The sequence below is a fragment of the Flavobacterium sp. CR10 genome (genome assembly GCF_055814415.1).
Genome location: NZ_CP185985.1, coordinates 2,048,237 through 2,070,698, shown reverse-complemented (window position 1 = coordinate 2,070,698; position 22,462 = coordinate 2,048,237). Strand labels below are relative to the sequence as shown.

Sequence of the window (22,462 nt, the reverse complement as noted above, 5' to 3'; positions counted from 1 at the left end):
TATTATTTTAAGCTTATTTGCTTGTTATTCTTTTTATGACTTTCACTGATTCTGTTTTTACATCAGTCTGAATCTTTATGATGTAGACACCTTCTGCATAATAAGTCAAATCCACGGGAACTGTTCTGCCAGAAATATCGAACCTTTGGAGTGTTCTTCCTAAAATATCTATTACAGAAGCAGTTCCTTTATTAAAATCATAACCTATAATAACGTTGGTATAAGTCGATACTGGGTTAGGAATGGCTTCTATACTTGCTTTGACTTTTTCTACTTTTGCTTTATCTTTAAGTTTGACAACCCAAAAATCATTAGATCCAATATTGGAATTTTTATCTTTTGAAGAGCCAGAATTTGATGTTCCAGCCATAAGGTATCCGCCGTCTCTAGTTTCAATCAGTTTGCGAAGTATATCTTCACCACCGCTTCCTACACTTTTGTTCCAGACTTCATCACCTTCCCCATTGATTTTTAAAGCTATGTAATCGTTTATGCCGTCTTTTTCTTTAGCAACCATTCCTACTGCTTTTGATACGAGACCGCCGCCTCCTGATTTAGGACGAGAATTGCGCGCATGCCCACCAATTAAATAGGTATTGTCATCATTTTCAACCAGCGAGGTTAAAATATCTACTTTCCCAAAATCGAAGGTTTTGCTCCATAGCACTTCCCCTTCCTTATCTAATTTAAGAACCCAGTAATCAGTTCCGTTGGCAACAATTCCCCCTTCTGTTGTTAATGCATTAGGACTATTAGAATTTCCCCCCAGAATATATCCATCATCTTTGGTCTGATGAATTACATAAGGCTGATCATCGCCGTCTCCTCCATAGGTTTTCTGCCATTGAATTACTCCTGAATCATTTATTTTTAAGATCCAGTAATCTCCTCCACCTTTATTTGCTTCTGTCTTATCGCCAGAAACATGAGAATTAGAGTATCCCGCAAGAATATAACCGCCATCAGAAGTCTGTTCCATGCTTCTCAAAATATCAGAATATTGGCCCCCATAAGTTTTCTGCCATTGGATAACGCCTTCTTTGTCTAGTTTGACAATCCAGTAATCCATGCTTCCTCTGCTCTTTTCAGATTTAGAATAAATATCTGCCGCAAAAGAGTTCCCGTCTAGTTTTGAAGCTGAAATCGAATTTGGGTTCGAACTTGAGGAACCTCCAAGAATATAGCCGCCGTCTCTTGTCTGAAAAGCGCATAGCAACTCATCCTGGCCGTTTCCGCCTATCGTTCGCTGCCATTGCTCGTCTCCTGCAGCGTTTAATTTTATGACCCAGAAATCAGCAAGACCCTTACAGTTTTCTTTTTTCTGGAAGCTCTTTGACGAACTTGAAGTCCCAGCAAGAATAAAACCGCCGTCTCTTGTATTTTTTATACTCTGAAGAAGATCAAATCCAGATCCGCCGTAACTTTTCTGCCAGTCAAGTTCTCCATTTTCCTTCATCTTCCAGACCCAAAAATCCAAGTCGCCATGATTGTCATCGTCTTTATTACCAGTTTTATTTGAAAGCGAACTTCCAGCTAAAATGAAACCATAATCAGCCGTAGGCTGCGCATCAAAAAGGTAGTCAGCATGTGTGCCTCCATATGATTTCTCCCAAAGAATATCTTGAGAATATCCAGTAAGAGAGATCGAAAAAAGAAGCATTAGGTAAAATTTTCGCATATGCATTTTTTATAAACTTAAGATGATTCAGTATAATGCGGGCGAAAATAATGCAATGAAACTAGAATTCTTTACGGTTTTCCGTAAAGAATTAACTTTTGTTTAGCCTTGAGCTGGTATTTGTTTTTTGTTCAAGTCATTGCTCCAAAAACAACTTTAAAAAAAGCAAAAAACATAGCGCTTGCTAAAGATGTTTTTTATTAAATTTTAACAGTTTATTGAGCGCTGATCATCGCTAGTCGAATCATCATAAATATTTAAAGATTAAGACGCATACGCCACTATACTAAAATAATCTTCCACAAATCGGTTAGATATTTGAATGCTTCCCGCTACTATAAAAAAATGAAAGCCTCCAAAGTTTATATTTTGCAGGCTTTTTTATGGTTCGAAAATTATTATCTAAAATTTTAATTTTTTGCAATATCAGTATTTGCTACAAATTTTGGTTCGAACCCCATCATGGATCTCTTAAGTTTCGCGATTATTTAATTGAATTTTATATCAATACTTTCAAGCGTAATTGTTCGCAAAGTTGCTGATGTATAATTTAAGCTAAAGAGAAATACACTTTTAAAACACAAAATAAACAATATTAGGCTTTTCATAATATGTCTTTAAATAGTTAGGTTTTAGAAATTACTGCTAACGTTTCGAAGCTACAAGAAGTGGAAAATCTGGTCACCAAATACTTTCGGTTACTATTAAATTTCTTGCGAAACGTAAACGTGAATTTACCAAATAATTTGCCATTTCTTGTAACTGCTGCTGTGTGTAGTGCCTTCTCTACATTTTTGTTCCGATATAATATACTTTTTTGTCTTTCGGCACTACAAATATTAATTCGGCTCCACTTGGAGTAATTCCATTGCAATAGATACTCCAAGGATAAACATATACATCTTCTTTTTTTAAATCTTCCACTTTTGGAAACCAAGGAATTTCGTGTTGCCAACCACTAGCCATTTTTACCGCATCATTCAAAACTTGAGGCAAACTATCTAAACGATAGAAACCGTTTTTATTTTTCAATTCATCGTGCGTCACTTTTGATATTTCAATCGCATATGCATCCAGATAATCGCCAGTAAAAGAGCGACCTGATTCATAACTATTTGTGACTTTTTCAATTCTTTGGTCTCCAAGTCCGCACCAATTTAATACAAATCTTACATCAGATTTTGTCGCTTTATTTTCAACAGTTTTATTTCCGATTGTCATTGAATAGGAGAAATACCCTAAAATTAGAATGATTCCAATTAATGATATTCCACCCCAAATCGCGAGTGCATTTTTCCCTATTCTTTTTATTTTATTGTTCACTTGTTTAAAATTCTAAAGGTTTGTTTTTGCATTACACACAACGTTCTGGTACTACAGCGGGTTTGGGATTAAATTAAGCCCATTCTTCGGATTTGCCAAATCATCCCAAGTACAAAACCATTTTTCCATTAAGCCAATTGCTCAAATCTATTATAGTAGCTGTTAGCGGATGTGTTTTTTATACGAAAGTTGCTGTTTTCAACCTCTCTTTTTCGATTCCTAGATTTTCAGAAATCCAATTTGTCAGCACTTTTTTCAATTCAGTTTTGTTAATTGTATTTTCCTCAGTTCTAACAGATAAATAATTTTCAGCAGTAATTTTTTCTACCAACTCTTTGACGGTTTCTATTTTCAATTCGTTACCAAACCATTTACATAAATAAGCACCAAATATTGAAGTAGCAATTCCAATAATTCCAATTCCCGAATAAATAAACAACAAAAAAAAAGATATTGTTGCTATAACAAATAAGGCATTGGTTATAAAATCTGGAGCTTTTAAAATATCAAGTTTAAATTTTATATTTCTTTCCACTTTTGCAATTAATGATTTTCTGTTCTTTCTTGGAAATAATATTTTAAGCGGAGTTTCTGTATTTAGATTTTCTTTTTCGATTATTTGGGTTTCAGCAAGTGAATTCCGCAATTTATAAAACGCTTGTTGTGATGTGCAACTTTCGATATTTTTTAAGTTTATTTTCTCGATTATTAAATCACATAATTCTTCAAAACTATTTACAATAATTGTTTTGTCTTTTTCAAACTCAAAATTATACATCTTCTCAATTTGAGGAATCATTAATTCGAGTTCTTCTATTTCAAAATCTTTTAATTTATTGTTTTCCATTTTCTTCGTTTTTTGGTAACATATCCGCTAACTTGTATATACTACTGACAACATCAGACTTATCATCGCAAAATTGGGTAGATATGACTGATAAAGCTTAGGGTTTATCTGTTATCAAATATATAATAATAAACTTATAAATAATCTAAAGAACTTTTAATTCGTTGATGCTTTTGGTACTGACATCGATCTAAAATTCAGTGGACTTTCTGCTTTATTGAATCAACTCAAACACGATTAATAAAATAATATTAACGTCGAATCAAAAAATTAAACATCATTTAAAACTTTCAAATCTTCCAATAAAAGGTTCGAATTCTGCACCGTCAAGGTCACTATAAAACAAAAAAGCCTGAGAATATAAATTCTCAGGCTTTTTTTGTGGGTCGAAAAATTTTAAAATTTTCTTCTACTTTTGAAAATGTCTATATATAGAGGAAATTTCGGTTCGAATCCCATCATGAATTCATCAAGTCGGACAATTCTCTTTTAGGTTTAAAAATTAAGGCTTAGTTCCTAATGTGAACTCTATGCTAAGTTTGCTAATCCAGTTTTTAACTTATCCATAACGTTCCGACACTATAACAGGTTTAAGCCATTATTCGAGATACCAATCCTTATCTATAGTTTATAGCCGTTTCAATTCTTCTCGTTTCTTTACTATATGCTTTTCTAAAATCAATTTGGTGGTAATTTGTCAACTCTTCCCAAACAATATTTATCGGATTAAAGCTTATGTCTTTAAATTCTGTAGTAATTATTGGAAAATTGAAATTACTTTCCAAATCCCAATTGATTTGTCTTTTTGAATTCATTATAATTACTTGTCCAATATAAACAATCAAATTATCATAGATTTCGCTCATTGCTTTTTCGTTTCCAAAATCAAAAACCAATTTTGATAATAAATCTAAACTTTTTATCGAATAATCTAATTGATTTAAATCTATTTCAAGTCTTTTAACCAATTGATTATGTAATTCGTCTACCTTATGAATAATAGAATTTCTCGAGATAGAATAAAAAAACCAATGTTGAATATTACTATTTCGTCCATTTTCTTTATCCTCTTTCATTCTTTTTAGTTTCAGTACGAAGTTGTCGAAATATTGCTTTTCAAATATAGTTCCTTTTCCGCCTCCTTTCTGATTAACTTCCTCAATGTATAATATTCTATCATCACTAATTAAGAAAACTTGATTTAATATAAAATTTCCACTGTCAAATTTTTCAGTTAAGAAATCTGTATATTCTTCGTTCAGTATCCCAACTGAATTAGCTACTTCTAAAGCTTCTTTTTTAGATAATCTTTGTATGGTGTTTTTTTTCATAAAATATCACACAACTTGTATATGTGATTTTATCCAACTTATCTACCCAAAATGGATTGGCTATGCTCAACAAAAATCAGGATTTTTTGTTTTCAAAAATAGGATTTTTATTTCACAAACAATCAAATCGGCAATTACACATCATTTAAAATTTTCAAATCTTGTATTAAATGATTCGAATTCTGCACCATCAAGGTCACTAGAAATTAAAAAAACAAATTTAATAAAGGGTAGACTTTTGCTATTAAATGTGACCGCGGAGGAGTTCGAACCATAGTTTTATTGAATTTATTTTTTAACTGTACAAAAGGTAAGTTATTATAATATCTCATTTAATTTCGTCACAAAGTTCGGGAATCACCTGCGGGCGCTTGCAAAAAATTCCCCCATAAATGCAGGATAAAAATCCTGCTTTATTGCGTTGCTTTTTGCGCTTGCTGGATGATTTCCGACTGATGTTCCATAATTAATTTTAAAATTTAGAAATTATGGAAACTTTAAATCACAAATGGCAGATTGTGTCGGAAATTGAATTAATCTACAAATCAAAAATTAAAACCTCTGAAAGACCTCAGATCAAATTATCCAAAGATGCTTAATTACTTTTGAAATCCTCATGGGATCAGGGTAAGATAGATTATTTTGAACAATTCAAGATCTTGTTTCTGAATCATTCATTCAAAGCCTTAGGACTTTACGAAATGTCCTCGGGAGGAATAACAGGAACTATAGTAGATCTCCGCATGATATTTTCGGCAGCACTTAAAGCAAATGCCACAAACATTATGATTACACATAATCATCCCTCAGGAAATACAAACCCCTCAGAAGCAGATAAACATATGACTGTAAAGATCAGACAGGCAGGCGAACTGCTTGATATAAAACCGCTGGATCATCTAATCATAACCTCGGAGACTTATTACTCCTTTGCAGATGAAGGCGTCTTGTAGGCGCCTTTTACCATTTTATACTGCTTTAAATCATGTTCTCAGAAGACATTATCAGTGTCCTATTAAGTGGATCTTTCCAATCTTAAAAAGGACTATTGATAATTTTTAAAGCAGAATTTGAACGAAAAAAATTAATATTCAGTAAGTAATTTTTTTTTTTCTAATCACCTCCCAAATGGTACCAGAATTGTGCAGTTAGAGCTACTTAAAAGGGAAACCCTAAAAATAAGGATTCTCAGGCTTTTTATGCTTCGAAAAAAACTTTCGAATAATATCCTTTAATAGCCGATTTCCCTTTCCAATAATCATGATTCCCATTCTTGATTGATAGCATACTAAAAATCCCATTATCAATTGTCTGCTGTTAATTCTTTCCGTCTTGTTTGATTTTATCAGGCACTTACAAATTTAAACTAAGCTTTGTTTTTTCCACAAGTCAAAGTATTTTTCTTTTTTCTCAAGCAAAACATGATGATTTCCCGACTCTACAATTTCTCCATTTTGCATAACCATAATTTTATCTGCATTTGCGATCGTGCTCAGACGATGGGCGATAATAATTACGGTTTTGCCTTTCTTTTTAAAATCTTCTATAGCTTGTTTGACAATCATTTCAGAACCTGTGTCTAAAGCTGAAGTGGCTTCATCCATTAATAATATTTCAGGATCTTTATATAAAGCTCTTGCAATCGCGATTCTTTGCTTCTGCCCTCCCGAAAGCATTGCACCGTTCTCGCCAATTTGGGTTTCAAAACCATTAGGCAACCTCTCAACAAATTCAATAATTCCCAATTGCTTTGACAGATCTAGTATTTTTTGAATATTGGGAAAAGAATCCCCTAATGCAATATTTTCTATAATGTTTCCCGAGAATAAATTCACCTGCTGCGGAATAACTCCAATAAGCTGCCTTAAACTTTTATAATGAATAAATTGAGTGTCATAATCCCCAAGGTATATTTTCCCTTCATTTATTGGATATAGGTTTTGCAACAGTGAAATCAATGTTGTTTTTCCGCTGCCGCTTTCCCCTACGATTGCTGTCGTTTCATTTTTTCTAAAGACAGCGTTAAAGCCTTTAAAAACATCCATTCTGGAGCCATATCTAAAACTGACATTTTCAAACTTTATATCGCCGATGTTTTCCCTTTGCATTTCAATTTTATTCTCTGTTTTTTCACGCTCCAAATCCATGATTTCAAAAAGCCTATCAGCTGCAATAAGAGCATTTTGCGCAGTCTTGTTCATCCCTATTAAAGAGGCGACAGGTGAAGTAAAATAGCTTATTAAAGCATAAAATGAGAATAGCTCGCCTGGTGTAATGGTGCGATCAATCACATAGCCTGATCCTGCCCACATAAGAATTACTGTAAATAAAGAAGCCAAAAATTGCGTGGAAGTTCCTGAAAAAATGCCATTTAATCCTGACTTATACGCAGTAAATAAAAGTTTTACAAATTTATTTTCAGTTTTCAGGTTTGAAAATTCTTCTATTCCAAATTCTTTGACTGTCCGAACATGCGTAACGCTTTCAACCAATTGAGTCTGAAGCTCGGCTGCATTCTCCATTATATTTCTTTCAACTTTCCTATTAAATCTATTGAGAATGAAATAGATTAAACCATAAAAAGGCACTACTGCTAAAATAATTAAAGCTAATTTCCAATAGTAGGTAAACATCAGGGCAAATGAAAAAATGACAATAAAAACATTTACAATCATATCAATTGCCACTTCATTAATAAACGATCTGATTTTGACGGCATCATTTATTCGCGATGTAATTTCACCTATCTGCATGGTGTCAAAAAAGCGTTGAGGCAAATGCAGCAAGTGCTTATAATATCCAAGAATTAATTTGGCATCAATCAATTGTCCCGTTTTCAAAACAAAAATACTTTTCTGAGAACCGATAAATCCTTGCACCAAAATCACTCCAATCATACAAATGCTTAGCAAATTAAGAAGTTTTCGATTGCCTTCTACCAAAACATAATCTGTAATCTTCTGGACATAAATAGACATTGCCAATCCTAAAACCGTAAAGATAATTGCACCAAACAGCGCCTGAATCAAAATAGTTTTATGAGGCTGGATCAAGTGCCAAAAGCGAGTTAGTGGTGACGTTTTTTCATCATACGTTTTAAAGCTATCATTTTGTGCAAAAAGTATTAATACGCCAGACCAGATCTTCTGAAACTCTTCAAAAGTATATACTTCCATTTTTCCTAAGCCTGGATCCATTACCGTAATTTTGGATTGATTTTCAACTTTCGCTTTTTCAATCTTATATATTACCACATAATGTTGCAACTGCTGTTTTACAACCACATGGGCAATTGCAGGCAATGGTACTTTATCCAAAGAATCTAGTCCTCCTTTAACCCCTTTGGCGGTAAAACCCATTTTCTCAGCAGCTTCAATAATGCCAAGAACATTAGTGCCTCGTTTATCTGTATGGGCATATTGGCGAATTCTTGCTATTGGGAGGTTAACCTTGTAATGATTTCCAATAGATGCCAAACAAGCAGCACCACAATCTTTAATATCATGTTGTTTAATTTTTATCGATGCCATTTTTATATTAATTATCGATTGATAACTGTTTCGGATTTAACCAGTCATCTACTTTATCAAATAGCAGGTCGAAGAGACTTCTTCTGGTTAAGATGTAACGGGTTGTGAGTGTCATACCTTTTGACACATTGGCTTGGTATCCTGATTTTAATCTCATTTTGGTTGTGCTTAATTCACTCCGCACTTTAAAAAAAGTTTGATTTTCTTTAAAAGAGACATTATGGTCAATATCAATAACTTTTCCCTCGAGCAGTCCCCATTGATTATAATTGAAAGCATCTAATTGAAATTTTACTTTCTGTTTTTTATAAATAAGCCCAATATCGCTAGGAGAAACCATACTTTCTACTATTAAATGATCTACTGCTGAAATATTTAATATCGTTTGACCGGCATTTAAAAATGAGCCCTCCTGAAGACCTGAAAAACTTTCGATTGTTCCTGAAATTGGAGCTGTAACAACATAGTTGTTTTCTTCAACTTTAATTTTTTCTATGCTCCCGCTCAAAGTTTTCATTCTCTCTTCAAGGTCTCTTTTTTGATTTTCCCAAGCAGATTTTTGTTCGCTTATATAACTTTTCAGCGCTTCATTGGCTGAACGCAATTCATATTCATATTTTTCAAACTCTACTTTGGCAATAATACTTTTATCATATAAGCCCTTATTACGATCATAGTTAATTTGTGCCTGCGAAACCTTGCTCTGCAATTCATTTTTACGGGATTGAAATTTTAAAAAATCTTCTTGCGCAGTCGAAGTTTTTAAAGACCCCTTTTTTCCAGATAAAATTGAATTTACATCCTGCAAAAGCGATGCAACAGAATTTGACACTTCTTTTTGAGTTTTTTTTTCGGTTTCCAGATTCTGCATCGCAATTCTGACTAGGGTATCTCCTTTTTGCACTATAGCATTATTTTTAATATTTAGCGAAATAATTCGGCCGCTGACAATAACCGGAATTGGGACATTATCTGTTGTGCTTCTTATAATTCCACGGCTCTGGCTGCTAATATCAACTTTTATAATTGGCAGCAATCCTAAAAAGATGATGATTACTAAAAGAACAGCTAAGTAGATAGAAATACTTTTTGTTTTGTTTTTTGAAGCTAGTTTTTCTAGTGTGTTTACGGGATCTAAACTGAAGTTCATAGCATATTAAGCTTTATTATTTTTCTAAAAAAAAAGACAATAGCATCCTAGGCTATTAAAGTTTTAAAGCACTTTAATAGCATTTACAATTAATTATAGGTTTCTATAGGCTGTAGATTTAGCTGTAGAATATATTATTTTAAGAATTGCCCAATTGCATATCCACGCAGATATGCAAATGCTAAAATGTAAATAATAATTAAGGCTGGTTTTAATGCAGATGGCATTAAATATATTTTATTAAGGATCTGAACAGGAGTTCATAAGTTTATTTTAAGATATAGCCAATTATGTACCCTAGTAAATAAACAGATACTGCTATCCTAACAATAATACTGATGCGTTTTAATAATTTTTGATTGTAAGTCATAGGTTCAGTTTAATAAATAAAACATTGCTTCTCCACATATTTTCCTACGAAATATGAGAAAAAGATAAGAAGCAATAGCGTATAAACTATAGTCAATAGCTTTTTATACTTCTTGCCTAAAAGAAGGCTTTCAATAATAGATTCCTTTTTATTCATTTAAGCAATACTCTCCTTCGTAATAAAATGAAGGAGAATATTGCATAATGGATAAAATTACTTTTTATATAAAGAACCAATAATGTAACCAAGTAAATATATAAACAAGGATACTAGTACTATAATTCTTACTAATTTCAATAATTTTGACGATTCCATAAGTGCTTTTTATTGTTGATATAATCTATAATATTATTTTAATGTGTCGCATTATAATAACCCATAGCGAATAAGCCTGGGGCAAATCCAAACAAAAAAGCACCTGCAACCATCCATTTTTCTATTTGTGTACCTCCTTCAGTGAACATCATTTCATCAAATGTTAATTCAATAACTTCGATTTTTTTTTGATCTAAATAATTTTCCATGGTCTTTCTAATATTAATGTTTCATAAAATAACCTACAGCATAACCGGCAGCATAACAAGCTCCGCCAATTTCAATAGCTGCCAAAAGTAAAGGCAAAATGCCTCCATCAATCTCTTGTACTTCCTGAGCATTAAGCTCCACTAAATTTAAACTTTCTAAATTCATAATTTGTATTTTTAATTGTTAAACATTTATCATGTTGTTTATTTTTAAAATCACTTTACAACTGAGTTGATCTTTTGCAATTGGCCAATTACATTATAGAAAAGAAATCTGTTCTTGCAGCGACGTCTTACTGTAAAAAATGTCTCACTTTTCTGAAGCCAAAACTACTTCAAGTCAATATTTAAATCAAGTAAAACTATTCTTGATTTATAAATCTAGATTCTTAATTTATAAAAAAACAAAAAAAACACACACAGAACACTGATTTTAAACAACTTAACAAAACATTTTTTATACAATATAACATTCTTTTTTCAAAGAAATATTCTTACAAGAAGCAAAATAATATCTATTTTTAAAATTTCTTTATTCTTACATTTTCAATAAAATAAATATATGCAAAATTCTAAAATAGATTTTACTTTTTTTCAATCTTTTGCCATAAGAATTCCTTCCTTTCCTGTAGATTTTTATCATGCCCTCACACAAAAAAAAGATATTCACGATACACTCATTAAAGAAATATTAAAGGACAATAATCTTAAAGAAGCTATATTTTTAGCTTCACCAGAATTATATAATGAAATACAGAAATGGATTTCAGAAGATCACTATCCACTTAACAAAACTAACAGGCTTAAAATTACGATTCTAAAATATTTAAGCCGTATGTCTACTAGATGTACCCCCTTTGGTCTTTTTTCTGCCTGCGGTGCTGGCCAATTTGCAAACACAACATGCATAAATCTTAATGGAAATGCTAGTTTAAACCTCGAAAAAAATATTTTTTATCGAAGAACTAGATTTGACATGCACTTCGTCAGCAACTTGGGAAAAGAATTAGAAACCGATTCCGTAATTCAAAATGAAATGCTTTTTTATCCAAATTCGACCATTTATAAACTAGGGGATTTTTATAGATATATTCAATATTCTTTGGATGATAAGCGCAAATATTCACTTGAAGCTGTTAAGAGCACAGATTATTTGGATTTGGTAATTCAAAAGTCTTATTTGGGCATTACTAAAAAAGACTTATCTCTTTACTTAGTGTCAGATAAAACAAGAGAAACAGCAGCAGTTAATTTTATCGATGAATTAATTAGCCATCAAATACTTGTTTCAGAATTGGACCTTACATTAACAGGGGAAGATTATTTTGATAAGTTGGTAAATTTATCTGATGACTTAACAAATAAATCTCAAAAACAGCATTTAAAAAGGGTAAGATCTCAGAATTTTCAATCAAAAGAAGTAACTGAAAATTTCACATTTAAAAATATAAAGAGTATAAGCAATGGATTACTGCAAATTGATCAAGCTAAAGATCCTTTTTCTCTCTATGAAAAAATTACCCAAAATATAAGCGACACAGACATTCCTTTTGATAAAAAATTTCTATTTCAGACAGATTTATTCCTTAGTTCCAATGAGTTTCAATTAAGTAAAAGTTATGCGCATGAAATAGTAAAAGCAATAAAATTTCTAAATAAAATCTCTGAGATGCCTAAAAAGACATTTTTAGAAAATTTTAAAGATAAATTTTCAAAACGTTATGAAGAAGAGATTATTCCATTAGTCACAGCATTAGATTTTGAAACAGGAATTGGTTATGGACAAAAAATTGAAAGTTTTGATATCACCCCTTTATTAGACGCATTAAATATAAATCAGAAAGCAAATACAGATGAATCTATTAACTTAAATGAAGTAGAAAAAATAATACATAGCAAACTAAAAAACGCCACACTAAAAAATAAAAAAAGCTTCGAGATCACTAGTAGCGATTTTGAGACTGTCGATTTCTCCAATGAAAATCTCCCATGCACTTTTTCATGCGTTTTCGAAATTATTCAAGAAAATAAAAAAGAGTGGATTGCAATTCAAAGCATCGGCGGCTCAAGCGCAGCAAATTTATTGGCAAGATTCTGTTACGGAAATGAAAACATCAATAATTTGGCAAATGAAATTACAAAATATGAATCAGATTATTTTAAAGATAAGATTGTTGCTGAAGTAATACATTTACCAGAAACGAGAACCGGAAACATACTAAGGAGACCAAATTTTAGATCTTACGAAATACCTTATCTAGGAAAATCTAGTTTACACCCTTCGAAACAAATTAATATCGAAGATATTTTATTAAGAATGTATTCAGGCCGTTTAATTTTATGGAGCAAGAAATATGACAAGGAAATTATTCCAAGATTAACAAATGCACATAATTATTCTAATAAAGCTCTCCCAATCTATCATTTTTTATGCGATATGCAATTTGAAAATTATAAATCCTCAATCGGTCTTAATTTAGAAATACTACAAAAATATCATGACTATTTCCCTAGAATTACATTTAGCAATTGCATAGTAGCAAAAGCAAAATGGATATTTACAAAGGAAAATAGTCCTGAACTTTTTACAAAGTCAAATCAAAACAAGAGCATTTGCTGTAAAGTTTTTTTCCGTGCTGTTGCAGATAGTTTATTTTCGGGCAGTAAGTCTCTGCCTCAGTATGTTTCATTAGCAGAAGGTGACAATTTATTGGTTATAAACACCGAAAACGACACTTGCATTGAAATGCTTATGTCAATTGTAAAAAATAAATCAAAATTTATTCTAGAAGAATTTTTCTTTCCATCCAACACAATAGTTACCGATAATAAAGATTATTATGCTAATCAATTTATTATGGGCTTAAAGACATAATCAAAAAATATTGCCTTATGTAAATATTTCGATAAAGCCTCTTTTATCCTTTTAAAGTATTGTCGAAGATAATTAATTACGACTGCCCAAAAGTTTAAATTTAGGATGCCCCAACTGCCATAAAGCAAATGCAAATCCATCTGCATAGTCGTTATAAAGCTGCAAATCGCTGCTATCCATACCATGTCCTGCGTCGTAATTTACTGCAAAAAGTATAGGATTTAAGGAGGTGGTAGATGCTTTAAGCCTTGCCACAAACTTTCCTGAAATAGATGGAGGAACACGGGCATCATTGATTCCTACCGAAATTAAACAAGCTGGATAAGCAACTCCCTTTTTTAAATGCTGATAAGAATCCATTTCATAAAGTGCGTTAAACTCTTCTTCTATATCAGGATTTCCGAATTCTTTCATATTATTCTGGCCGTTAGAAATCTCCTTGATTCTTGTAGTATTTAAAGTGCCATTTTCACATAACATCACTTTAAATAAATCAGGTCTTTCAGTTATGGCTCTTCCAACTAAAATACCTCCTGCGCTTCCACTCGAGATGGCAATTCTTTCTTTAGTGGTTATTTTTTCTTTAATTAAATATTCGGCTGTAGCTATTAAATCTTTCCATGAGTTTGATTTGCTGCTTTTGTAACCTCCCTGATGCCAATTGTCACCTTTTTCACCGCCTCCTCTTACATGGCTAACAACATAGACACCATCATTTAACACCCAAGACAAATAAATAGGCTCGAATATTGGCGTAAGTGACGTGCCATAAGCGCCATAACCATCAATAAGCACATTATTCGATTTATTCTTTCGAAGTCCTTTTTTGTAAATTAAAGAAACAGGGATCATAACACCATCTTGGGAAGGAATTTCAATTTCTTTAACGACGAAATCTGAATATTCTGGATAAGCGATTACTGGAGATAAAGGTGCTTCAATGAATCTATTATTTGCAATATCATAACGAAATCTATGCTTCGGATTAATCCAACCACTATAGCTTAGCCATATTTCAGAACTAAATTTATTCTTTATCTGCATCGTTATTGTCCCTGCACTTATAGGCGAAATTATTTCTTTCGTTTCGCGATTAGAAACAAAATATAAATGAGCTTCTACGCCATTTTTTGTTGTGCTATAGAATAGACCGTCTTTTGTAATAACAAAATCATCAATAGTCTCTTTTTTGTCCTCAGACACAATAATAGCCTTTTTTTCCAAATCAAAATCTAATATATTAGTTTTAAAAATATTAAAATTTGATGCATTTTTAGCTGATAAACAATATAAATCGTCATTAATAAGAATCTGATCTTTAATTTGATCTTCTTTCTTAAACAGCAATTTCCAGTCAATCCTATTACTTTTTAGATCTTCAGCTTTTGCATAGTAACAGTCATAATAATTAGAAGCGCCTGCTAAAAAAACTAAAATATATTTATCCTTTTGACCAAACTTACACAATAAGGGAAAATCTTCTGATTTAATATTAAATTCAGGATTATTGTTTTTTGAAAATATGATTTTGTGCTTTAAAGGATTATCACCTAATTTATAAATCACAGACTCTGTATTTAATATGTAGTTTTTCTCATTGGGATCAATAACTGGAATATGCTGATAAACGATTCCTGAATTATCGGAAAGCCAGTTAATTCCTTTTAGTTCAGCTGGCCATGTGTTAGGAATAACTTCTGGCAGAATAGACTTTGTATCGACATTTAAGAATGCTATCTCTCCAATTTCTTCTCCATTTTTTGACAAACCTAAAGCAACTATTTTATGATCCCAAGAAGGCTTTAAATAATTAATTATGTACTCATCCTTTTGTCCAATTTTATAATTTGATGGGTCATAAAGCAATACTTCAGACCCATCTTCTCCATTTTTAAAATACAACTTTCCCGTTTTATCTTTATCAGTTGCTTTTAAATAAAAATAATAATCATCATCAGTTACATTTAATAATGTCACACTAAAAGATTTTCTATTTTCAATCTCTATTAACTTATCTACAATTTCTTTCCTGCCTGAAATATTGTTTAAAATAGATCTAGTTCGAGAACTATTATACTTAAACCACTGCTGAACTAAGGTATCCTTAGGATTTTCCATATAACGATATGGATCACTTAGAGTTCTTCCAAAAAAGTTCTCTGTAAATTGTTTTTCAGGCAGAATATCTTTTTGCGCGATCAAAGAATTTACAAAAAATGAAAATAAAATAATTTGAAATAATTTAGCTTTTGACATTTAATTCTAATTTAATGGTAATATAGAAAAAAGTATAATAAACCTATTTATCTTTTTCTAACGGGGTCGGCTGTTACTATTCCCCCATTTCCCTCGTCATTTCCACCACCAATAATGACTTTAGGATTTTTTATTTCAGCCACTCTAAATTTATCAATCGATAATTCATTTGCTAATTTTGCTTTCTTTTTTTTCATGATTTAATTAATTTAAAAATAAGTAGAGCAAATATATATTGCTCCCCTGTCAAAGAAAAAAAACATATCTCTAGATTTATAAATTCATAACAAAATAGGATTTAAATATACATATATCAATAAGATACAAAATCAAATTTTATCATTTTCAACTATTTTTTTTATAAAAAAAGAAGGCTGTAGCCCTGTATTACTGTAAAATGCTTTGGCAAAAGACTCAGTACTGCTAAATCCTGCTTCTTGTGCTATTGCTTTAATTGTATATTTGCGAAACTTCTTATCTGTTTTCAGTTTTTTAATAATATAAGCAATTCTTAAATCATTAATATACTGGCTAAAGTTTTTATTTTTATACTGATTGATGACTTTAGACAGATAACTGTTATTAGTTTCAAATCTTATACTTAGGTCACTTAGTTTTAAATTTAATTCTAGATAGCCTTGTTCTTTTTCAAATAGTGCTATTTTTTTCAACAGCTCTTTTATTAAAGGCATTGGTAAATCAATAGATTTACTTGTGTTTTTTTCTACAATTTCGATATCACTTAATTCTCTAGGTACCAATTGCGAATCATTTGTTAAAGTTAAGAACCTCTCTTCAGATGATTTCTTTTTCTTTTGTGATCTATACAAATATAACAGTGCAGAAATCAATAGCGTAAAAACCGCAAATCCAATTGTTATGTAGCTTTTACTTTCTCTACTCATTTTTGATATAATCTTTTCTTTTTCAGATAATAAGTGTGGTATATTATAAGCCTGATGCATATTTTCAGACAAAACCGCATTGTTCTTATTAACTTTTTCATCAATTTCAATTAATCGATTTAGGTAATATAATTCTTTCGCATTATCTTGTAATCTTTTCGAAATTTCAATTAGATTAAGATAATTTTTCCTCAAAATAGAAGTAAACTCTTTCGTTGTTAATAATATAGCATCAACTTTTTCAAAATATTTTTTTGCTTTTAGATCATTTTTTTCTTCTTTTAAGATATTTTCTCCCTTGTAATAATAGGCTATCGCCAAGTTTATTTTATCATCATCTAAAAGTGATATAGCATCATCCAAAGCTCTATTGCTCCTATTATAGTCTTTCTTCAAATGATATGAAATCCCATTGTTCAGAATAAAATATGGATAATAAAAATCATCTTTTTTCATGTTTTCAAAAAAGAGATTCGCGTAATGTAATGCCAAATCAGGTTTTCCCAAACGATTATAAATATTAGAGAGGATCCATGCGGAATAAGTATAATATGGGGAATCGCTTTTTAACTTTTTATAGTAATTATAATTTTCTATAATTAAGGGCAAGGCCTCTTTAGGTTTATCCATCTCAATTTTTATCAAACCGATCTGTTGATTCACAAAAATTTGCTGTTCCTTATTGCCCGATTTATCTGAGTGTTTTTCAGCCTTTATAATTTCAGCCAATGCTTTGTTAAACTGCCCATTTGAGAAAAAAATTATACTTCGAAGTATATAAGCTTTGGCAGGAAAGACTAAGTCGCTTTTATATTTAGTTAGAGCAATAATTGAATCTGTTAGCGTAAACAAAGAATCTTCTCTGGAAACATATGCAAGCATATACATTCCGTTCGCCTTAATAATCTCGTCATGCTGCAGTTTAGACTTTTGGTAATATGCTTTCGCATAAATAGTATGTTTTTTAGTGTCCAATACTGAGTTATCAAAATGTTTTTCCAAAGTTTCAAAACTCATTCCTTTTAAAGAATCTGGAATTAAAAAATGTTCTGTATTTTGTGAAAAAATATTTGTCATAATCAACGACAAAAATAGTACATAAAAATTTTTCATTTTTGGGCTATAACACTTTTAAAGTATTGATTCATTAAACTATAACATAACATCTCATATTCTCTTTGTTTAGACCTAAAAGTCCTATTTACATTCATATGGATGATAGATACGATAAGCTCTAAAGAAATTATTTTATTATCTTTTTTAATTTTGTTTAAAATTGTTTTCAGTATCCCAATTTCTTCTTTTCGCATTCTCATAACTTTGGTAAGTCCTGACAAATATTCCGGATCCTTTTCTTCTTTGAGAAGCAATAAAATTTCATTCTTATATTTTGAATATAATTTTGAAATTTCTCTTGTATTTTTCCTATCCATATTATATTCCAATTTGAATTGAAAATAAAGATCCTCAGTAATTTTTTGACAATGGTCTAATGGAATCTCAAGATATTTAAATAGGTCATGCATCATAAGTAATGAAGCAAATATTCTAGTTATTTCATCATATTCTGAAACAGTACTATTGATAAGTTGAATAATTTTATTGCTGTGATAATAAAATATTTTTTCTATTTCAATAATAATGTTCGCACTATAACGCTCTATTTCTCTCTTATAAGTAGCTATAGAAATATCATAAACAATATGTTTTTCAAACAATTTAGAAAAATGAGCATTTGTTATTTGCATTACATTATGGTTATTATTACAATCGGTTAAATGAAAACGAATTCTTAAATGGTTTTCAGGATCCGTATATCGTATAAAAAACCACTTATCGATAAGATTACTTTTTAACAGTGTATCAACAATAAACAAAACATCATTGCTTAGTATGTAATCAGCAGAATAATTCCCACAATAAATTTTAAAGTAAAGCCATTCTTCGCCAGGAATAAAAACTCTTTTTACTTCCTCCACATCAACTTCGATTAGAATTTAAACAGATTAAAACAATATCTTCTTCAAATACATTATGTTTGGTTGTCATATTTAAAAATTTCCAATTCTCTATCTATTAATTTTATATCAGAAAAAAAATTATTCACTACTTCTATTGCAAGTACCAACTTTTGAGCTCAAATATACATTTTTTGTATTCTCAAAAGAAAAATTATCTTACAAAACATTTAAAATTACAAAGAGACACTCATCCTAGAGAAAAACTTTATGAAATCAGCAAACTTTTTAGTAGAACCCTTAGAGGTTTCTCAATCGCTAATTATGATAGAAGTTACAATACATCAAAATGATTTTTTAACAACAACACTTAATTGATAAAGAGTTAAAAGCCTTAGTTATATCTTGTAAATTCAAGGTAGCATTTTTAATTTCCTATTACATTTTTTTTTGACGAAGTATATCAGATAAAAATCTATAAATCAATTTATATAAAAGGCAACCATAATTTAAACCTGTAGCTAATTCGATTTGACAACTTAAGATCTAAATTTTAGCTTGAAGAAATTATATTACTTTTTTTAAATCATCTATAAAGTGGTTCGAAAATTGTCCCGTTAGGGCTACACAGACGAAAAGCTTCAAAGAAATCTGGAGCTTTTGTATTTTTATTTTGATTGTAATAATGTTTGTTAATTGATCCAGTTATGGATGCGAAGTCAGGAGACATTCGCACAGCTTTTCATAAGTACACTTCGAACAGCAAGGTTTATTTTTTATCTGTATAAATTTCAAATGGTATTAAATTATTTTATTTGACAATTTTTGCTGAAATATAATATGAACTTTCAACTTTTTCCCCGTACTCTTCATCAGGAAACCACTTGTCCTTTACAGAATTTAAAAAATTAGTATACTCTTCTCTATATTCTTCTGGCTGTACATCAGTTATTTTTGTAATAATTCCATCTTTAGAAATTGTGCAATATGCTTTAAAATTATAAGTAGATCCACTAGCAAGTTTTGCTGTAAACTTAAAATTGGCTGCGACATACTGATCCCAATTTCCATCTTTAAACCTAAAATATTTATGATTTCGTTCAGCAATATTTATGTACTTCTGTTTATTTTCATCGCTCTTATTTCGAGATATTAATTGATTTTTATTACCCGAAGCAGCGTCATTGAGAACAATAGCATCTTCAACAGAAATAGAAACACCATTATTACCACCGCTTATTTCTTTATCCCACTCTCTTTTAAGCAATTCAGAATCTACTTTATTTTTGTAGACCATTTTATTTAAGATCTCATCATTAATTTTTAAAGATTTTTCATTTTTCTTAAAATCCTTTAATGATAAGTCCGATTTAATTTCTTTCGTTTTATTATTTACCTTATTTATTTCTACAATTAAACCTTTGACCTCAGAATTAACTTTAACACCGTGAATAGTCAAAAAATTAACATTGTTGATTTTATTGTTTTTTGCAATAAAAACTTCAATGGTTTGAAAATCTCTAGATTTTATCTCTCCGATAAATTTAGTACAAACTATTCCTCCTATGTTTTTTGTTTCTTTAGTTTCAACTATTTCAGTAAATGCATTTTTTGATGATGGTTGATATTTAGATAAATCATAATCAATTTCATTTTTAGTGAAACTTATTTTAAATAAATTATCATTTCGCAAAAGATCAAACAAATACGATTTATCATAAATTATAAAAAAATCTTTTGGATTTGATTTGCATATAAAAACAGAACATTCTCTTTTATTAATTAAATATTTAACTTCATAATCGAAATTCAAATATGAATCTGTCTCAGTAGATTTAAATGAAGTAAGAAATACAACTATTGATATTAAAAAAATATTTTTCATTTTTAGCTTTAAAATTATTATTTTTCAAAAGTAGATGATTTTTTCATTTACTAATAAAGTAACAAACAATAATATCAAAATTAAACTACACTATTATAACTTCATAAAAATCTTCAAAAAATTGGTTAGATATTTGAATGCTTCCCGCTACACAGACAAAAAGCTCCAGAGAAATCTGAAGCTTTTTTTGTTTTAACTATCTTTGTTAACATCTCATTGCGATAACGAGCGGGACGCTCCGGCCAGCAGAGGGTAGTTTTTATTTCATTCGTTTTGCTTCTATCTTTTTTCCATTCTGCAATAAAAACAAATTTGAAACTTCTCCTTTTTCGTTCTTTTCAAATTGAATTTGTGCATCTACTACTTTGTAGAAAAATAACATTTCACTTTCTACAAATATCGGAAACGTATTTTGTCCTGTCAATTGTGAAAAAAGTTGATCTTTATCTAATGAAATTTTAATTTCAAAATCATTTTCAACTTTATAAATCCCAACAAACTTTTGAAGTTCTTCAGTTGTAATACTAATTTCTTTTCTGATTTTTTGCACAGGCAATGGCTTATTGTATAGAATATTTCTAATTGCTTTAGAAGGAATTGTAACGTTGTTGTGATTTTGAAGTATTATTATTGTTTTATCATTTGTAATATGTCTATCTATAAAAGTTACATAACCTGGCCAACCCCCGTTATGGTTTGCAATTGTTCCAAAATCAGCATTTTCTTCAATTCCCCAGCCAAAACCATAATTCCTTTTAGCCCCGTCTTTCAAAGTTGCTTTTTCAAAAACCGCTTTCATTCCCTCTTTTGTGAGTAATTTATTGGCATATAATGCTCTATCCCAAATCAATAAATCCTTTACAGTTGAATTAACTGTTCCGTCTCCAACAATACCATCAAGCCAAATAACCATTTTAGTTTCTTTCAATTCGTCTGGTAAAACACATTTTTTCAAACTATCTGAGTAAACATATCCAAAAGCATAATTGTCAATTTTCTTTGGTGATAATCTACGATTGTAAACAAAGGTATTTTTCATTTTCAACGGTTGGAAAATAGCTGTGTTTAGATAGTCAGCGTATGTCAAACCTGATGCCTTCTCAATTATTGATGCCAATAGCGCATAGCCCGTATTACTATATTCCCATTTAGTATTTGGCTCAAATACTATTTTTGGTTGATGTTTACTAAATAGATTAATTATGTCTTTGTTAGTAGCAATTTTAGATTTGTCAAACAAACTATCCATAAGCTGCATATAGTCTGGCAGGCCTCCCGTATGATTTAATAAGTTTCTTACAGTTACACCTTTATAAAAAGAAAGTTCGGGTAAGTATTTGTTGATATCATCGTCCAAATTTAACTTTCCTTTTTCTTTAAGTATCATTATCCCCATAGCTGTGAACTGCTTTGAACATGATGCCAATTCAAAAATCGAATTTTCGTTCAATTTTTCTTTTGTTGTTTCATTTGCAAGTCCAAAACTATGGCTGTAAATAACTTTCCCTTTTTCTGCAATTAGAAAATTTCCATTGATTTTCTCTTGTGAATAAAGAGAATTGAGTAAACTGTCAATTTTTTGAATTCTATCTTGTCCAAATGTAAGATGTGCAATTAAAAGAAGTCCTATTGTAATTGTTAATTTCATTTTTATTTCTTGTTAATTAATGTAGGTTAGATGTCCCACAAAATTGCCACCAACTTATTTATATGTGCGATAAAACCGCACAAAGCCATCCAAATTTGGATAGCTTTGTTTTATAAATTTCAGACATTATTTATTTTCAAATATATAATTTTTTCACTACAAACTTTCAAAAGGACATTAAA

At 30.4% G+C, this 22,462-nt stretch carries 15 protein-coding genes and 1 pseudogene; 2 read left to right on the top strand and 14 right to left on the bottom strand.

The window, feature by feature from the left end; all coding sequences use genetic code 11:
• Positions 1–13 precede the first annotated feature (13 nt).
• The 4 genes from ACNRYB_RS09335 to ACNRYB_RS09320 all read right to left on the bottom strand — a co-directional run bounded on the left by ACNRYB_RS09335 (position 14) and on the right by ACNRYB_RS09320 (position 5,179).
• Positions 14–1,678: a T9SS type A sorting domain-containing protein gene (locus ACNRYB_RS09335; protein WP_473729885.1), complete on the bottom strand. Its 1,665-nt coding sequence runs from the start codon at positions 1,676–1,678 to the stop codon at positions 14–16.
• 786 nt (positions 1,679–2,464) lie between these two features.
• Positions 2,465–3,001, bottom strand: a complete 537-nt coding sequence (locus ACNRYB_RS09330) for a hypothetical protein (RefSeq protein WP_473729884.1) — start codon at positions 2,999–3,001, stop codon at positions 2,465–2,467.
• A 178-nt stretch (positions 3,002–3,179) separates the two neighbouring features.
• The gene (locus tag ACNRYB_RS09325; protein ID WP_473729883.1) at positions 3,180–3,848 is read right to left on the bottom strand and encodes a hypothetical protein; all 669 of its coding nucleotides are present in this window, start codon (positions 3,846–3,848) and stop codon (positions 3,180–3,182) included.
• A gap of 617 nt (positions 3,849–4,465) precedes the next feature.
• On the bottom strand, positions 4,466–5,179 hold the full coding sequence (locus tag ACNRYB_RS09320; protein ID WP_473729882.1) for a hypothetical protein: 714 nt from the start codon (positions 5,177–5,179) through the stop codon (positions 4,466–4,468).
• Between the two features lie 488 nt (positions 5,180–5,667).
• Between ACNRYB_RS09320 and ACNRYB_RS09315 the strand changes: the two are divergent.
• A pseudogene (locus ACNRYB_RS09315) lies at positions 5,668–6,132 on the top strand (JAB domain-containing protein).
• Between the two features lie 408 nt (positions 6,133–6,540).
• On the opposite strand, the gene ACNRYB_RS09310 reads toward ACNRYB_RS09315, so the two are convergent.
• The 4 genes from ACNRYB_RS09310 to ACNRYB_RS09295 all read right to left on the bottom strand — a co-directional run bounded on the left by ACNRYB_RS09310 (position 6,541) and on the right by ACNRYB_RS09295 (position 10,919).
• A complete protein-coding gene (locus tag ACNRYB_RS09310) occupies positions 6,541–8,709 on the bottom strand; it encodes a peptidase domain-containing ABC transporter (RefSeq protein WP_473729881.1) in 2,169 nt (722 codons plus the stop codon).
• 7 nt (positions 8,710–8,716) lie between these two features.
• Positions 8,717–9,859 (bottom strand): HlyD family secretion protein, encoded by a 1,143-nt coding sequence (locus ACNRYB_RS09305; RefSeq protein ID WP_473729880.1) that lies wholly within the window; start codon positions 9,857–9,859, stop codon positions 8,717–8,719.
• Between the two features lie 723 nt (positions 9,860–10,582).
• Complete coding sequence (locus ACNRYB_RS09300; protein ID WP_473729879.1) at positions 10,583–10,753, bottom strand: hypothetical protein; 171 nt, start codon at positions 10,751–10,753, stop codon at positions 10,583–10,585.
• Between the two features lie 13 nt (positions 10,754–10,766).
• Positions 10,767–10,919 (bottom strand): class IIb bacteriocin, lactobin A/cerein 7B family, encoded by a 153-nt coding sequence (locus tag ACNRYB_RS09295; RefSeq protein WP_473729878.1) that lies wholly within the window; start codon positions 10,917–10,919, stop codon positions 10,767–10,769.
• A gap of 396 nt (positions 10,920–11,315) precedes the next feature.
• On the opposite strand from ACNRYB_RS09295, the gene ACNRYB_RS09290 reads away from it, so the two are divergent.
• Positions 11,316–13,628: a lantibiotic dehydratase family protein gene (locus ACNRYB_RS09290; protein WP_473729877.1), complete on the top strand. Its 2,313-nt coding sequence runs from the start codon at positions 11,316–11,318 to the stop codon at positions 13,626–13,628.
• A gap of 72 nt (positions 13,629–13,700) precedes the next feature.
• Here the strand turns inward: ACNRYB_RS09290 and ACNRYB_RS09285 are convergent, their stop codons facing one another.
• The 6 genes from ACNRYB_RS09285 to ACNRYB_RS09260 form a co-directional block, all read right to left on the bottom strand.
• Positions 13,701–15,884 carry a prolyl oligopeptidase family serine peptidase gene (locus ACNRYB_RS09285; RefSeq protein ID WP_473729876.1) on the bottom strand — a complete coding sequence of 728 codons (2,184 nt, stop codon included), beginning with the start codon at positions 15,882–15,884 and terminating at the stop codon, positions 13,701–13,703.
• A gap of 47 nt (positions 15,885–15,931) precedes the next feature.
• Positions 15,932–16,081, bottom strand: a complete 150-nt coding sequence (locus ACNRYB_RS09280) for a hypothetical protein (RefSeq protein ID WP_473729875.1) — start codon at positions 16,079–16,081, stop codon at positions 15,932–15,934.
• 132 nt (positions 16,082–16,213) lie between these two features.
• On the bottom strand, positions 16,214–17,902 hold the full coding sequence (locus ACNRYB_RS09275; RefSeq protein ID WP_473729874.1) for a helix-turn-helix domain-containing protein: 1,689 nt from the start codon (positions 17,900–17,902) through the stop codon (positions 16,214–16,216).
• On the bottom strand, positions 17,899–18,768 hold the full coding sequence (locus ACNRYB_RS09270) for a thiopeptide-type bacteriocin biosynthesis protein (protein WP_473729873.1): 870 nt from the start codon (positions 18,766–18,768) through the stop codon (positions 17,899–17,901). The genes ACNRYB_RS09275 and ACNRYB_RS09270 overlap by 4 nt, the downstream gene beginning before the upstream one ends.
• A gap of 790 nt (positions 18,769–19,558) precedes the next feature.
• Complete coding sequence (locus tag ACNRYB_RS09265; RefSeq protein ID WP_473729872.1) at positions 19,559–20,632, bottom strand: hypothetical protein; 1,074 nt, start codon at positions 20,630–20,632, stop codon at positions 19,559–19,561.
• A 259-nt stretch (positions 20,633–20,891) separates the two neighbouring features.
• Complete coding sequence (locus tag ACNRYB_RS09260; protein WP_473729871.1) at positions 20,892–22,280, bottom strand: serine hydrolase; 1,389 nt, start codon at positions 22,278–22,280, stop codon at positions 20,892–20,894.
• Between the last annotated feature and the right edge of the window lie 182 nt (positions 22,281–22,462).